Source organism: Arenicella chitinivorans (assembly GCF_014651515.1).
GTDB classification, from domain to species: domain Bacteria; phylum Pseudomonadota; class Gammaproteobacteria; order Arenicellales; family Arenicellaceae; genus Arenicella; species Arenicella chitinivorans.
The window spans coordinates 67534-83124 of record NZ_BMXA01000002.1 but is presented as its reverse complement, the minus strand read 5'-3'; the positions used below and the strand labels follow the sequence as shown (position 1 = coordinate 83124).

At 52.0% G+C, this 15591-nt stretch carries 12 protein-coding genes; 6 read left to right on the top strand and 6 right to left on the bottom strand.

Annotation, left to right across the window (positions count from 1 at the left end; translation table 11 throughout):
• Positions 1 to 193 precede the first annotated feature (193 nt).
• The 3 genes from IE055_RS05485 to IE055_RS05475 all read right to left on the bottom strand — a co-directional run bounded on the left by IE055_RS05485 (position 194) and on the right by IE055_RS05475 (position 7250).
• Positions 194 to 4534 carry a polysaccharide lyase family 7 protein gene (locus IE055_RS05485; RefSeq protein ID WP_189399025.1) on the bottom strand — a complete coding sequence of 1447 codons (4341 nt, stop codon included), beginning with the start codon at positions 4532 to 4534 and terminating at the stop codon, positions 194 to 196.
• A gap of 950 nt (positions 4535 to 5484) precedes the next feature.
• The gene (locus IE055_RS05480; RefSeq protein ID WP_189399024.1) at positions 5485 to 6225 is read right to left on the bottom strand and encodes a class I SAM-dependent methyltransferase; all 741 of its coding nucleotides are present in this window, start codon (positions 6223 to 6225) and stop codon (positions 5485 to 5487) included.
• 164 nt (positions 6226 to 6389) lie between these two features.
• Complete coding sequence (locus IE055_RS05475) at positions 6390 to 7250, bottom strand: YicC/YloC family endoribonuclease (RefSeq protein WP_189399023.1); 861 nt, start codon at positions 7248 to 7250, stop codon at positions 6390 to 6392.
• A gap of 112 nt (positions 7251 to 7362) precedes the next feature.
• On the opposite strand from IE055_RS05475, the gene IE055_RS05470 reads away from it, so the two are divergent.
• The 6 genes from IE055_RS05470 to IE055_RS05445 all read left to right on the top strand — a co-directional run bounded on the left by IE055_RS05470 (position 7363) and on the right by IE055_RS05445 (position 12740).
• Positions 7363 to 8253: a serine/threonine-protein kinase gene (locus tag IE055_RS05470; protein WP_189399022.1), complete on the top strand. Its 891-nt coding sequence runs from the start codon at positions 7363 to 7365 to the stop codon at positions 8251 to 8253.
• A 22-nt stretch (positions 8254 to 8275) separates the two neighbouring features.
• Entirely contained in the window at positions 8276 to 9175 is a 900-nt protein-coding gene (locus IE055_RS05465; RefSeq protein WP_189399021.1) for a PP2C family protein-serine/threonine phosphatase, read from the top strand.
• Between the two features lie 70 nt (positions 9176 to 9245).
• Positions 9246 to 9971, top strand: coding sequence for a ribonuclease PH (rph, locus tag IE055_RS05460; RefSeq protein WP_189399020.1), 726 nt, complete (start codon positions 9246 to 9248; stop codon positions 9969 to 9971).
• 2 nt (positions 9972 to 9973) lie between these two features.
• The gene (gene rdgB, locus IE055_RS05455; RefSeq protein ID WP_189399019.1) at positions 9974 to 10558 is read left to right on the top strand and encodes an RdgB/HAM1 family non-canonical purine NTP pyrophosphatase; all 585 of its coding nucleotides are present in this window, start codon (positions 9974 to 9976) and stop codon (positions 10556 to 10558) included.
• Between the two features lie 17 nt (positions 10559 to 10575).
• The gene (gene gpmI / locus IE055_RS05450; RefSeq protein WP_189399018.1) at positions 10576 to 12204 is read left to right on the top strand and encodes a 2,3-bisphosphoglycerate-independent phosphoglycerate mutase; all 1629 of its coding nucleotides are present in this window, start codon (positions 10576 to 10578) and stop codon (positions 12202 to 12204) included.
• 17 nt (positions 12205 to 12221) lie between these two features.
• Positions 12222 to 12740 carry an NUDIX hydrolase gene (locus IE055_RS05445; RefSeq protein WP_189399017.1) on the top strand — a complete coding sequence of 173 codons (519 nt, stop codon included), beginning with the start codon at positions 12222 to 12224 and terminating at the stop codon, positions 12738 to 12740.
• Between the two features lie 7 nt (positions 12741 to 12747).
• Here the strand turns inward: IE055_RS05445 and waaA are convergent, their stop codons facing one another.
• The 3 genes from waaA to tsaC are packed head-to-tail and all read right to left on the bottom strand — an operon-like array spanning position 12748 to position 15537.
• Entirely contained in the window at positions 12748 to 14028 is a 1281-nt protein-coding gene (gene waaA, locus IE055_RS05440) for a lipid IV(A) 3-deoxy-D-manno-octulosonic acid transferase (protein WP_189399016.1), read from the bottom strand.
• Positions 14025 to 14924, bottom strand: a complete 900-nt coding sequence (gene hemF / locus IE055_RS05435) for an oxygen-dependent coproporphyrinogen oxidase (protein ID WP_189399015.1) — start codon at positions 14922 to 14924, stop codon at positions 14025 to 14027. The genes waaA and hemF overlap by 4 nt, the downstream gene beginning before the upstream one ends.
• 34 nt (positions 14925 to 14958) lie before the next feature.
• Positions 14959 to 15537, bottom strand: coding sequence for an L-threonylcarbamoyladenylate synthase type 1 TsaC (gene tsaC / locus IE055_RS05430; protein WP_189399014.1), 579 nt, complete (start codon positions 15535 to 15537; stop codon positions 14959 to 14961).
• Positions 15538 to 15591 lie beyond the last annotated feature (54 nt).

The window sequence follows — 15591 nt, the reverse complement described above, 5'->3', positions numbered from 1 at the left end:
CACAGAAAGCAAGGTAATGAAGGTTATGGCGAGCTAAGTTCGACGTGATATTGATCTAATGGAAAAGTAATGGCGAAACAACCAGATATAGGGCAAAAGAGTGACAAGTGTCACGCAAAATACATCAAGCGATGGACGAATCACGCTGACTTCTGAGCGACTCCCCACCACAGGGAGCCGCTCCTGAATCGTATCAGTGACTGTTATTTAGCCGGTAGAATCGAACTTGATCAAAATCGTTACCGTTGCCGGTATTGTTTTGCGAGTAAGCGCCAGCTTTGAAGTACATCCACTCGTCGATCACGTCATAACCGGTACCGCCAGCAACCAAATTGTCCATATCAATTTCAAGCTGCCCGATGATCTCACCGTCGCGATCACCTCGGCGTATGACGACCTCGATTATTGCACCAACATTGTTGATCTCATAAGAGAACAATTCACCCAGCTCTATCCCCATGTCGATCGGGTCCGCCGCATTGCTGGCGCGACTGCCGATGATGTCAAAATTGATGTCATCACCGCCACGAACTTCATGCGCTGCATATATACTGCCCTTGGTATTGCCTGGCAGTTTACGATAGTACAAGCGCAGCGGCTCGTCGTCTTCGGCATGGATCTGACCGATGATCACTCGCCCAACCTGGCCCGAGGCGCCGGTACTGGTAACCTGGTCAATACTCAAGGTCGCCGTCAACCGACCACCACGTGCGCCAATATCTGGATTCGGCGGCTGGTGATCCAAGGCCCAGTTATTAGCGCCAACACCTTGTGTGCTGATGCTGTCATCGCCGGCGCGCAACATCTCGCGTAATTCGGACCGCACATAGCTGGTATTTTGTGAGGTTCTTGCTCCGGCTACCGTTGACTTAAAAACCATCGCGCCATCCGATCCGGTAAAAAAATATGGCTCCGAACCAGGAAACATCTCGCCAACCAGAAAATGAAAATCTTGTGTGCGCGCGGAGAATCCGTCACCGTTGCCAAATACGTTTCCGGCCGAACTTGTAATCGGACCATTGTCCGGATTCGGTGCATCCAGCGCCCAATCGGTCAGATCGAAGTTGAACCAAGGTTGCACATCTGGGTTGATACCAAAATGGAGCGCGTTTTTCTCCGCGTCTGTGTACTCAACCACAATTAGACGTTCTTCGATCACAGGCACCCAAAAGGTGATTCGAAACGTGCGACCAAAAATGCGAAACACCTTGGTCACCTCTTTCCAAACCAGTACATATTCTGTCTCAACTGGCTGTACAAACACACCGTCCGGTAAAGTTGGAATCAATTCGATATCTGGATGATCGCCGGTGGGCAGTTCAACCGGCGGCAAGTCGACGACCTCCGGACTAAAAAACGGCGTAAATCTGACGGCTACTTGCGTGATATCAATGCCATTGTCGTTCACCATGGCCGGATCAAGACCCGGGCTGTTTGACGACCCCACTGCATTTGAATTGGCGTAGAAAGCGAGCATTCCAAAATCAAATGACGCAGGGCTAGAGTCCGCCACACTGTAGGTGTTACCTAAGAAGTTAGCGGTAATTTCAAGGCCATCTGACGCAGTTCGAGTCAGCTGAAGGTCCACCGTATAGGTGGTCTCGGGTTGAATCGCATAACCAATATCGTCGCTATTGCCAAGCGCGGTAAAACCGCTGGATGTGGTTAGTAGTCGCCCAGTAGCAGATGGGTTCGATCGTCGGATATCTAAGTCGGTTGCAGAATCAGCATTCTCCACATCAAGCTCTAGATAGTATCCCGGTAACCCCGCAAAATCCGGGTTCGGGGACGCCGAACTAAAGCTGGTGTGTTGACCTAATTGATCCGGTCCAGTTCTGCCCAAGGTGTCGAAAATACCAATCCGTAGGTCTTCACCCGTCGCGGCGACGGTGGTCGGCGTCACAAACGAGACAGTCGCGTGCAGCACATCGCCGGCATTAGCCAGAGATTGACCATTAAACAGACCGTGAATTTGACGACCGGATGATCCGCTTACCAATCCGATAGAGTTGCTATTGATTTCGATGGCGTCAGCCGTGCTGGACGCAAAGTAGTCCATGTCGGTCACAGCGGTACCATTACTGGCAAGGTCATCGTCCACCACATTTGATCGGATAAACTCGACCCTTAGATTCGTGATGTCTAAACCATTGTCAGGCTGACCTGGGACGTTGCTGGTACCCATCGCATCCGAGGAAACATTGATCGCCAACATACCGAATTGGGTCGACAAAGGTGTGTCATCGGAAATCGTAAATGACCGCCCCAAAAAGTTTGCCGACACGTCCAAACCATCTTGTGTACGGACCGCAGTCAAATACACCGTGTAATGGGTATTCGGCAGTATGGTGTAGCCTATGTCTTCACCATTTTGTCGCGTAAATCCACCATTTGTATTTAGTAGACGCCCGGTTACCGTCGGATTTGAACGGCCTATCTCGAGGTCTGTGAGCGGGCTATATCGCTCGACATCGACCTCAACGTAGTACCCCGGAAGACCGGCATACAGTGGATTCGGATTACTTGAGCTGAAGGTGGTATTGGCACCCAACTCCGTGGCTGAATCACGACCAAGGTGGTCAAACAAACCGAAACGAATATCATCGCCACCAATCGACACCGTGTCTGGTGTCGTAAAGCTCAAAGTCGCGCGCAGCATATCGCCAACGCGCTCCAACGATTGAGTCGGAAACAAGCTGTGAATATGACGCCCGGACGGACCACTGACAACGCCCACCGAATTGTCGTTGAATTCGATCGCACTTGTACTGTTGGACGCGAAATAGCGGGAGCTCGCTCCAGCCGTGCCATTGCTTGCAAAATCGTCAGCAACCACCACAACAGACTCGTCGCTGCCACCATCGCCCGAACCGTTACCACCATCATCGCCGCCGCCGTCACCCGTGTCCTCGCTCGTAACCGATTCAACGACGAGACTAACAAGATCGATACCGTTATCGACCTCCCCAGCGACATTCGAAGTACCGAATGCGCCGGACGACGCATTGATCGCTAACATGCCAATATTGTACGAGGCCGGAAGTAAGTCTGTCGCCGTATAAGACGCGCCTGCAAAGTCGGCCTTGATTTCCAGCGTACCCGTTGCGGTGCGCGTCACCGTTAACACCACGGTGTACTGCGTGTCTGCCTGCAATGCGTACCCAACATCAGGGCCGTTTCCAATACTGGAAAAACCAGATGAGGTAGAAATAGAGCGCCCGGTCATGCTGGGATCTGAACGACGAATATCGAGGTCTGTGGTCGGATCCGCGCTTTCCACATCCAATTCTAGATAAAAGCCCGGCAACCCCTCAAACAGTGGATTCGGTGTGCTACTGCTGTAACTGGTGTTTTGCCCTAGTTCAGTATCCGTTGTTCGCTCTAGGTGATCAAACAAACCGATCCGCAGATCCTCATTCGTCGACCCCACAGTTGTCGGCGTCCTAAATGTAATCCTTGCCTCAACATAATCGCCTGGCGCAGCCAAAGTCTGCGTGTCGAACAAACTATGAATCTGTCGACTCGATGTGCCACTGACCAAGCCAATTGAGTCGGCATTCAATTCAATCGCAGCGGAACTGCTCGACGCAAAGTATTGCGCATCGGTATTCAACGGATCGGTACCATCAATGGCGAACACATCATTGACCACTTCCGCGAAGATGCCAGTGCCCGGTTCTCCACCAGGATCACCACCATCGCTTGGTGTGCCCGCAGTAAATGATACAGTGAAACGGGTAATATCCAGCCCATTGTCATTAATCGTATTGGGGTCCAGCCCTGGCGTATTACTTGAGCCCGCCGCGCCCGTAGAAGCGCCGATCGCCAACATGCCTAGGTGATAGGATGCTGGCGCCAAATCAAGCGAGGTGTGTGACTGACCATTAAACGTCGCCGTAATTTCCAACGCGCCTGAAATTGTACGCGTCACACTCAAGTACAACGTGTAGGCAGTATTTGCCGCAATCGTATAACCAAAATCTGGCCCACTTCCAAAGGCTGTGAAACCCGTCGATGTACCAAGCAAACGGCCGGTAGCCGAGGGATCAGAACGACGAATATCCAAGTCCGAGGTAGGATCCGCACTTTCGACATCTAGCTCGACGTAAAAACCCGGTAAGCCTGAGAAACTTGGGTTGGGCGACGCGCTACTGTAACTGGTATTTTGCGCCAGCTGGTCGGGCGTATTCCGCTCTAAGTGATCAAATAAACCAATGCGAATATCCTCATTGCTGGTTGCCACCGTCGTCGGCATTAAAAACGAGATTTCAGCCTCGAGCTTATCGCCGGGGTTGACCAGCTTTTGGGTTTCAAACAAAGCATGTAATTGACGACCTGAAGCGCCACTGACTAAGCCAATCGAATTGGTATTGATCTCGATGGCATCTGGTGTACTTGAGCCAAAATACCGGGCATCGGTCACGGCTGTACCATCTACCAAAAAGTCATCATTGACGACATCGACGGCGTTCGACGAACCCGCAAAGGCGAGCAGCAGTAGGGTAAAAATTATGCGTTGGGGCTTTATGTTCATGGACACTATTTCTATTCATTGAAATTCAAGACACATGGAAACTTACACGGCATTTTCCACTCGATGCACTTCCACGCGAGCATCCGCATGAGCATCACATTTTGCAGGAATCTCTAACGACAGAAATTCCTCCTCCGGTGGCAAATCCTTGCTGCGTTAACGCGCACGGCGATCAATACGCACCCATATTGTATGACCAAATATAGAAATATTGGTCTTACAATAAGAGGGCGCCACATCCACAGTTAAGCGTCTAGGACGACAGCAAGCGACTCGCTAACGGTCAGAGGCGTACAGATACAAAGCCAGTAGATAATTGCTATTTTGGATTATTGCTTTTTTTGTTTATCGCGCAAAAACCACCATCAATCTGCGTGAGAGCACATGGCGCGCACCCTTTTTTGATTGACAATCGACCTCTAACCAAAGCAGATTTAATATCAAAACAAGATAAGTGTCAAATAATATGGTCAGACACTTAAGAGAATAATTGTAATACACAAATGAAAACGTGCAGACGCCTGCGCCCCACAACCCGGAGGAATAAAGCGATTGTCCGCGCCCTAGCCAACTCCGACACTAGTCAGTAATTCAGTGCAGCAAACCAAGCAAGTAAGTAAGCTCGCAGGCGTTCTTGTCAACACATCTGGCTACCTGAAATACGCTAGAACCAACTCGATCTTCTCGCGCCGCAAGCTGCAGCGCGATTCATACGCCACAGTAACTAAACATGGAGAAACCATTCATACAGGCTTGCTGCTCATCCGTGGCAACGCTGAGCCGCGCCGGTGCGCTAAGGGCAAACAGATACGGGTTTGACACTGACTATGACACCACTTTCGCATTCCTTTGTGTGCCCTTGGCGCTGGCCACAGACTAGTGGAGAGGCCGCTCTTATAAAGGAGTAGGGTTTAGATTCCGCGCCGCCTCGCCCATCGAGACACTCAACATTACGCCCCTTTTTGAAGCACAAACATGTGATAAGCAAACTCACCAGGGTGATGCTCAAAAATCGCAATCTCTCGCTCCAGATCCCCAATTGCTGCTGAATCAGTCATGCTTGGCTTAAGCTCTAAAACGCGCGCCTTTAGGGGGCTGTAGTAATCCAACCCGGCTTGTTCACTCAGCGTAAAATGATCAACAACCTCAAAGCCAGCTACCTGCATTTGCGTCAAGCGCGTCGCCACTGTTTGCAGATCCGCGTATTCTTGCTGCCAAAATTTAATCGCCGCCGCGCTTGGATTATTGGTCAGCCAAACTAGATCACTGATCACCATGCAGCCATGGCGCTCAAGTAACGGTCGCCACTTTACGAGCGCTTGCTCAATACCCATGATGTAAGCGGACCCTTCTGACCATATGCAATCAAAACTGGCCGGTGAAAATGGTAGCGCCATCATACTTGCGCAACTCAGTGTAATACGCGCATCTAACTGTCGTTCTGCAAGGCGCTTTCCAAGTTCATCGAGCGCACTTTGCTGGTTGTCGACTGCCACGATGTGCGCGTCGGTATGCTGCGCCAGCAACTGAGTGGAAAAACCTTTACCACAGCCAATATCAAGGATGTTTCGCGGTGTGATTGGGAGTGACGACAACGCCTTGAGTGAGTCGGCGTCATTGCCAGGCCCCCAGCGCGCTAACGGTTGGTACACCTTCATAAAGTCGGCCATGTATTGATCGTGCTTGTTCATAACGTTTTCCAACCATTGCAAATCGAGGATTACTTTATAATTGATGCGTCGCGGTTGCGATCAACTCAGAAGGGCAGCTCCGAAGCAGTCCAGGACGACCCCAGCCTACTCCACCAAGGCGCCAGAGAATGCACGGTTTTCGCCATTCTTCAGATAGGTGAAAACTACTCAATATTCTGCACCTGCTCGCGCATTTGCTCGATAAAAACTTTCAAGTCTACGGACGCCTTCGTTAAGCGCGCGTCCTGTGCTTTAGAGCCGAGCGTGTTGGCTTCACGGTTGAGCTCTTGCATGAGAAAGTCGAGACGGCGACCAGCAGGCTCGGGCTTGGCGAGCACAGCAGTGACCTCGTCAATGTGCACGGTTAAACGATCCAGCTCTTCGGCGACATCGGTTTTTTGCAGAAAGAACACCATTTCTTGCTCTAGGCGAGCTGGATCCAGCTGATCTTGGATATCGGCCATCTTCTCTTCCAATCGTGCACGAAAATTGGTCGCGATCTCGGGCACAAACTCACCAACCTCGGCCACCACCTCACGCATGCTAGCGAGGCGTTGTAGAATCAGCTCAGCCATTTTGCGCCCTTCGGTGGCGCGCGAGACAATTAAGCCATCCAAGGCGTCATGCAACACCGTCATCAAATGGGCTTGCATTACCTCGGGAGCCACTTTCTTGGCTTGTAAAATGCCGGGCCAACGCAACACATCCACCGCGCGAATCGGCTGCATTTCCGGCACGTCTTTTTTGATCGCTTGGAGCAATGATTGCAAGTTACTTGCTGCGTCAGCATTGGGCTCCAAACCGCCAGCTTCATTTTCTTTGAGACGAATAAAGCAGTCGATGCGTCCGCGCGCGAGCTTGGCAGATATAGCCTCACGCAGCAGGCCCTCGTGCACACGCAGCTCTTCAGGCATGCGCGGGGCGATTTCCAAGTAGCGATGATTCACACTTCGCAGCTCGCAACTAAGTTCACCGAGTTCCGTTTCGACTGCCGCCTGGGCGTACGCGGTCATGCTTTGCGTCATAATTTCTCCTATGTGTTACGATTATGGAAAAACCGCAACCAATTGTGTTTCAAGCTATTTGTTGCGAACAAAAATTTTGTTGATTTTCGCAGCGAGCGACTATAATACCTGAATGAGCATCCTGAAACCTAAACCGCAAAATATTCCAGCCATGCCGCTGCGACCCGATACGATGGTCGAGCATTACAAAATTGGTAAGGTAATCGGCGTTGGCGGTTTTAGTGTGGTTTACAGTGCATTGGATACCAAGTCCAATACCGTGGTGGCGATTAAAGAATTCTACGCGACCAACTGCATGCGCCGCGCGCGCGACGGGTCACTGCATGTCTACCCTAAAGACCAGGAACACAAATATCACATCGGATTAAAGCGGTTTTTTGATGAAGGCCTGACGCTGTCACAGATTAATCATCCCAATATCGTCAACGTATCTAACTTTTTCCGTAGTAATAATACCGCGTATTTAGTGATGCGATTCGAGCACGGTAAAGATCTACGTTGGTTTATTAAGAATACCGAGTACGTGCCGGATGAAGAGTTTATTCTGAGTGTGTTCAGTATGGTGTTGGCTGGCCTCAAAGAGGTACACAAAAACCACTTTCTGCACCTGGACATCAAACCCAGTAACATTCTACTGCGCGCGAGCGGTGTACCGCTGATTCTGGATCTGGGCGCAGCCTATAAATTCCCGCAAAAAGAGCGCCACAAAGTACACACGCTAACGCATGGTTATTCCGCGCCAGAACAGCACGAAAAAGACAATCTTGATTTATGTTCTGACCTATATGCCATCGCCATGACCATGCGTGCCTGCATTACGCACAAATCGCCCCCGTCGGCGGTAAAGCGGCTGAAAAAAGACACACTAAGACCCTTGAAAGACACGCACGGTCGTCATTATCGTAAGAATTTGATTTTAGCGATTGATAAAGCCAGCAACCTCGATCCGAAACAACGTCCACAGTCAGTAGATGAGTTCGTGGAAATTATGACAACACGGTAGCTAAACACTGCTGGATTAAAACATGCATTATTCTCTCGCCCAACAAAGCCATCAGGGAGGTCGCGACTATAACGAGGATCGCACCGCGATCTACGAACGCGAAGACTGCGTATTGCTAGTTGTCGCTGACGGGCTTGGCGGGCATGCAGGCGGTGAAATCGCATCGCAAGCATTTGTGGATGCCATGGGTGACTCGTTTCGCAAAGCCACACCGCAGCAGCTGGCCAAGGCAGACAGCTTCCTAACCCTGTCGATCAACTACGCGCACCATACGATCCATCGTCGTGCAGTAAGTCAGGGCTTCAACGTTGAATCCCCGAAAACTACCTGCGTGGTGTGTCTGATTTACAAAGGTATTGCACACTGGGCACACTCAGGCGACAGTCGACTGTACCTAATTCGAAAGCGCAAAATCCGCGAAGCGACCGAGGATCACGTTTCGATTAAGCCAGGACGTGAGCACAACAGTCCAATCAATCGCTGCGTCGGTGGCTTAGAAAGCCCCCGCCCTGAAGTAAGTCAGCCGCACAAAATGAAAGACGGCGAGATCCTTTTTCTAGCTTCCGATGGTGCGTGGGCCTCCTTCAAACCAGAAGATCTTGACGACTATGTCGATCCGCAGCACCCAAGCCTGGGGCTCGACTCGCTACTACAGACCTTGGAAAATCGCAATAAGGCACCGAGTGACAACCTGTCGATCGTGATTCTGTTTTGGGGCGTCAAACAACTAGAGTCACCCAATTTCGACGAATTCGAAGAATCAAATTCGATTCAATTGTTGGATGAGTCAATTGCTGCCGCAAACCCCAAACCCGAAGAAAAAGCAGAAGCCGAACCGGCCAAGAAATTCGACATGAAAGACTTGGACAATGCGATTTACGAAATTGAGAGCTTCATTTCGGAACTAGACGAAAAGCTGTAATGCACTGGTGGTAAACTAACACCACCCTACTCTGACCCTTGGTGGTCAAAACCAATTTAGAATAAACAGTATGACGATTTCTCGCCCCAGCGGGCGCGCGGCCGATGAGCTGCGCCCGATAACCATCGAACGAAATTACACTGCACACGCCGAAGGCTCAGTATTGATCAGCTGCGGACAAACCAAGGTGTTGTGTACCGCCAGTGTCGAAACCCGCATTCCGCACTTTCTAAAAGGACAGGGTCAAGGGTGGATCACTGCTGAATATGGCATGTTACCCCGTTCAACCGGCACGCGAATGGGGCGCGAGGCTGCACGCGGCAAACAATCGGGTCGCACCCAAGAAATTCAACGTCTAATCGGCCGCTCATTACGCGCTGCCGTAGATTTAACGCAGTTGGGCGAACATTCAATCACCTTGGACTGCGATGTGATCCAAGCCGATGGCGGCACACGCACCGCTTCAATCACCGGCGCTTACGTGGCACTGAATGACGCGATAAATCACATGCTGAATAAAAAAATGATTAGCAAATCACCCATTGCTCGGCAAATAGCGTCGGTCTCGGTTGGCATTTATCAAGGCATGCCAGTCCTTGATCTGGACTATCCTGAAGACAGCACAGCTCATACCGACATGAATGTGATTATGGACATGAATGGCGCATTTATCGAAGTACAAGGTACGGCTGAGGGCGCACCGTTTACAGCCCAAGAAATGACCGACATGCTGGCGTTGGCCGACAAAGGCATTAAAGAACTCATCCAGTATCAAACACAGGCACTCGCGAGTTAGGCATGCAAAAGGTCGTCCTCGCCACCGGCAATGTCGGCAAAGTGGCCGAAATGCAATCCACGCTTGAGAGCCTGGGTTTCAGTATCGTTCCGCAGAGTGAATTTGATATTCCCGAGGCAGTCGAAGATGGCTTGACGTTTGTGGAAAATGCATTAAAAAAAGCCCGTCACGCCTGCGAGCTAACCGGCCTACCGGCAATCGCCGATGATTCTGGGCTAGAAGTACGCGCGCTGCACGGCGCTCCGGGGATTCACTCTTCACGTTACGCTGAAGGCCAAGGCGACGCGGCCAATAATGCAAAGCTGCTTGCGGCGCTTGCGGGCGTGAAAGACCGTCGCGCTCGTTTTCAATGCGTGATTGTTTACTTGCGACATGCGCTTGACCCAACCCCCATCATTTGCCAAGGTAGCTGGCAAGGTGAAATCACTGATGCACCATCCGGCAGCGCAGGGTTCGGGTACGATCCACTGTTCATGGTGCCCGAGCAAGGCTGCACTGCCGCGGCACTGCCACCCGAAACTAAAAGGACCTTGAGTCACCGTGCTCAAGCTCTAGCCCAACTCCAACAGGCATTAAATCACTTGTAACCCAGGTTGAGACACTCATGACTTTGTCTTTGAAAAAACACGCTAAATTCGCTGGTCGTAAAGGGCCTGTTGTTATTCTGGTCGCTGACGGCGTCGGCGTCGCACCGGCTGGACCTAGCAATGCTGTCACTGAAGCTCACACGCCGACCCTAGATAAGCTTGCCGCACAAACCCTTTACACCGAGCTAGCAGCGCATGGTACGGCGGTCGGTCTACCATCTGATGATGACATGGGAAACAGCGAGGTTGGTCACAACGCCTTAGGCGCAGGTCGAATTTTTGCGCAAGGTGCCAAGCTAGTAAACCAAGCACTCGACAGCGGTAAAGTATATGAAACTGATGTTTGGCAGGAGGCAATCGAACATGGTCGCAACAACACGCTGCACCTGCTGGGCTTGCACTCCGATGGCAACATTCATGCCCACACACAACACCTCTATGCACTGATGCGCAAAGCCGCCGAACAAGGTGTTAAGCAGTGCTGTATTCACATCCTACTGGATGGCCGTGACGTTGCTGCTCGGTCCGCATTAGTCTACATCGAGCAAACCGAAGCCTTAATCAACGAGCTCAACGCCCAATATGACAGCAATTTCCGCATTGCCAGTGGCGGCGGTCGAATGGAAATCACCATGGATCGTTACGAAGCGGACTGGGACATGGTCCGCCGCGGCTACCACTGCCATACGCACGGAATCGGCCAAACCTTTGGATGCGCAGCCGATGCGGTGGAAGCCATGTATGAAGCCACCGGTAAAGATGACCAATACCTGCCTGCCTTCGTGATTGCTAAAGACGGTGAACCGGTAGGCCGGATGCAGGATGGCGATGCCGTGATTCTGTTCAATTTTCGTGGCGACCGCGCAATCGAAATCTCGTTGGCGTACGAACGCGACCACTTTGACAAATTTGACCGCGACGAGCATCGCCCACATCCGAGCCTCTACTACGCGGGCATGCTGCAATATGACGGTGACGAGTTCATTCCAGCGCGTTATTTGGTCAACCCGCCGAATATCGACCGTACCATGGGGGAGTACCTGTGTGCTGAAGGTGTGAAACTGTTCGCAATCTCCGAGACCCAGAAATACGGTCACGTTACCTTTTTCTGGAATGGCAACCGCTCTGGTTACATCGATAAAGACTTGGAAACCTACATTGAGATTCCATCTGACAATATCGAATTCAATCAGGCGCCCGCTATGAAAGCGCGCGAGATCACTGAGAAAACGATTGCGTTGATTGAAAGTGGCGAATACCAGTTCGGACGACTTAATCTCGCGAATGGTGACATGGTTGGTCACACGGGTGACTTGGCTGCTGCCATTGAAGCGATGGAGGTGGTTGACGAATGCGTCGCCAAGCTGATTGATGCAATCGAGGCTGCTGGCGGCATTCTGCTCTACACCGCTGACCACGGCAACGCGGACATCATGTACACCGAAAAAAATGGCATTCGCACACCCAAGACCAGCCACACGCTGAGCCCGGTTCCCTTCGCCATCGTCGACCCGAATTACAATGGTGAATACCAACTCACACCGCCACCCGATGCTGGTTTGACCCATATTGCCGCCACAACCATCAACCTGCTTGGATTCGAGGCGCCCGACGACTATCAGCCGAGTTTGCTGACATTCAAATAGGATGGACCCAAACACGGATGCGCAATAAACTAATCCACAAGGGTAGCCTGATCGACTTACACAAAGAGCGGGTCGATTTTCCCAATGGAGGGCACACCTATTTCGATATTGTTAAGCATCCTGGTGGCGCCGTGATTGCAGCGATCAACGAAAAAGACGAAGTTTGTCTGCTGAAACAGTGGCGACATGCGGTTGGGCGCTTTATTTGGGAGTTTCCTGCTGGCTGCCTGGAACCCAATGAACCACCGTTGGAGACCGCCCGACGTGAACTGGAAGAGGAAGCTGGGGTAAAAGCCCACCGCTGGCGGGATTTGGGCAAGATCGTGTGCAGCCCGGGATTCAGCAATGAAGTTTTGTATCTATTCGAGGCGCGCGACCTCGCCGATGGTCAAGTAAACTTGGACGATGCCGAACAATTGGACGCACACTGGCTGCCGCTGAAGACAGTAAAAGCGATGTGCCTGAACGGTGAAATCGACGACGCGAAAACGCTCGCGCTGTTATTACGGCTCGAATCCGACCACCCGTTTCTTTAACACGGGATTACTGGTGCGCGGTTAAGCTCGACAGTAAAGCCACATTTCGAGCCAGCGCACCGCGATGCGCATCGATAAACGCGCGGCCTCGACGCCCCATTTCGTCACGAAAATTAGCGTTCGCCAGCAACTCTGCGACCGTTTCAGCCAGCGCCTGCTCACTGTGCACCATAACGCCGGCCCCTTCCTTGATTGTCCATCGACTGATATCAGGAAAATTAAACATGTGTTGTCCGAACACGACCGGCACGCCAAGCGCACACGGTTCGAGAATATTTTGACCACCTAGTGGCACTAGACTACCACCGACGAAAGCCACATCTGAACTGGCGTACAGCAGGGACAATTCCCCCATGGTGTCGCCCAAATACACGTCCACATCACTATCGATCTGCGGCAGTTGATCGGTGCGTCGCACACCGATAAGGCCACGTCGCTGCACTTTGCGCGCCACCGAATCAAAGCGCTCTGGGTGCCTTGGCACCAACACCAGCAACAAGCTGGGGAACCGCGATTTAAGTTCTTTGTAGACAGAGAGAATAATGCCCTCTTCGCCCTCACGCGTGCTGCCGGCAATCCAGATCAGGCGATCCTGCCCCAACTGCCGCCGCAATACTTCGGCCGACTCAAACAAACTTGGTGGTACCGCCACATCAAATTTGATACTGCCAGTAATGCTGATTTTGGCTTCAGGCACACCCAGCAAGGCTAAATGCTTGGCGTCTAAATCACCTTGCACCGCAAAATGATCCACATGACTGAGGGTCTGTGAAACCCAATTTGAGAATCGTGCATAGCCACGATAGGAGCGCTCTGACAAGCGCACATTGGTGTACACCAGTAAGGCATCGTGCTGCTTCACGATGGCTATCATTTCTGGCCAGATTTCGGTCTCCATAATCAACGCGATTCGAGGTCGCACCGCCACCACAAAGCGTCGCATCGCCCAACTCAAATCATACGGAAAATAACAATGGCGCACGCGATCCTGCAGCATCATTTGAACCATCGCCGAGCCGGTCGGTGTCGTGGTGGTCACCAGAATCTTGAGTTCGGGTTGCTCGCTTAGCAACTGTTTGACCAGTGGTGCCGCCGCGCGCGCTTCACCAACCGAGACCGCATGGATCCAGTAATCAAACGGGCCCGCATCGCGAACCTGGCGCGGCACTACACCGAAACGTTCTGGCCACCGACGCCAGTACTGTGGATTGCGAAACCCGCGCAACACCAGCCCGATCAAACCAAACGGGATAGCCAAATTTAGAATGAGGCGGTAAAGCCAAATCATGACAACCAATCTTGTGGCACAAGGTATCTGGACAACAATTCTGCCTCGGGTGTTCCAGGTTTGGGTTCTGCGCGATACGCCCAGGCCACCATGGGAGGCATCGATACTAAAATTGACTCCGTGCGCCCGCCAGACTGTAAACCAAATAATGTCCCGCGGTCGAATACGAGATTGAACTCCACGTAACGACCTCGGCGCAGCAACTGCCAGTCACGGTGTGCTTGCTCATAAGGCGTATCTTTGCGTCGCTCGAGGATCGGCAGGATCGCAGGCAGGTAGTGGTCACCTACGTTGCGCATAAGGCCAAAGCAGGCATCAAACCCCGGCGTATTGACGTCGTCAAAAAACAAGCCGCCAATGCCCCGCTGCTCTTGCCGGTGCGGCAAGTGGAAGTACTCATCGCACCAAGTTTTATAGTCTCGATACGTGCGCTCACCAAAGGGTTCGCACGCCGAGTAGGCAGTTTGATGCCAGTGGCGCGCATCCTCTTCAAATCCATAGTATGGTGTCAGATCAAAACCACCACCAAACCACCAAACTGGTGCGTCGGTGTCGGCACCTGCGACAAAGAATCGCACGTTCATATGCGACGTCGGGGCAAAAGGGTTGCGCGGATGAATAACCAACGATACCCCCATTGCCTCGAACGACTTACCTGCCAGCTCCGGTCGTTTGGCGCTTGCCGAAGCTGGCATTTTGTCGCCCATGATGTGCGAGAATAATACGCCACCTTTTTCGATCACGTTGCCATCCGCCAAAACGCGCGTGCGCCCCCCGCCCTGGCCGCTGTGGTGCGTCCAAGCGTCTTCTACAAAGTTCGAGCCATCTAACTGACTGAGCCCATCACAAATTGCGTCTTGCAGGGACTTGAGATACTGAACGACTTGGTCTCGCATGCGTCTAATAGAAGGTTGTTCAATTGGCGACCGATTATCGCAGGATTTGTCCGGTGATGGCATCCCGAATTGTCGAGGCAGACTCCGCACCACCGACCGGCGCATCCAAGACGAAATCCAACTCATCGCCCAACTCAGCCATCACCGTCTCAGTCGTTAGCAACGCTGGCTGGCCATGGCGATTGGCGCTAGTCGAGACGATGGCGTGCCCGTACTCTTGGCACAGCACACGACTAATAGGATGACCCGGAATACGCATGGCAATTGTGGTATGTTTGCCACGCACCCAAGCAGGGACGTGTGCTTTCGCCGGCAACAACCAAGTATTCGCTCCTGGCCAGCTAGCCTGAATCTGCTCAATCTTAGTCAGCCCAGCAAGCTCAGCATAGTCTTCGACCTGCGCGAGGTCACCGGCAATTAAAATGACACCTTGCGACGCATCACGTTGCTTTACCCGCAATAGTCGCTCGACGCTGCGTTGATTACGTGGATCGCAACCAAGACCAAAACAATACTCTGTTGGATACGCGATTACGCCACCGGCACGGAGCGTTTGCAACGCCTGACTGAGCTGTTGCTGAATTTGAGCTGAAACTGCGTGATCGTGAGCCATACACTAAGACTGAATGCGTACTTGGTTTTGAGACCATCGATTCTGCACCAAGCA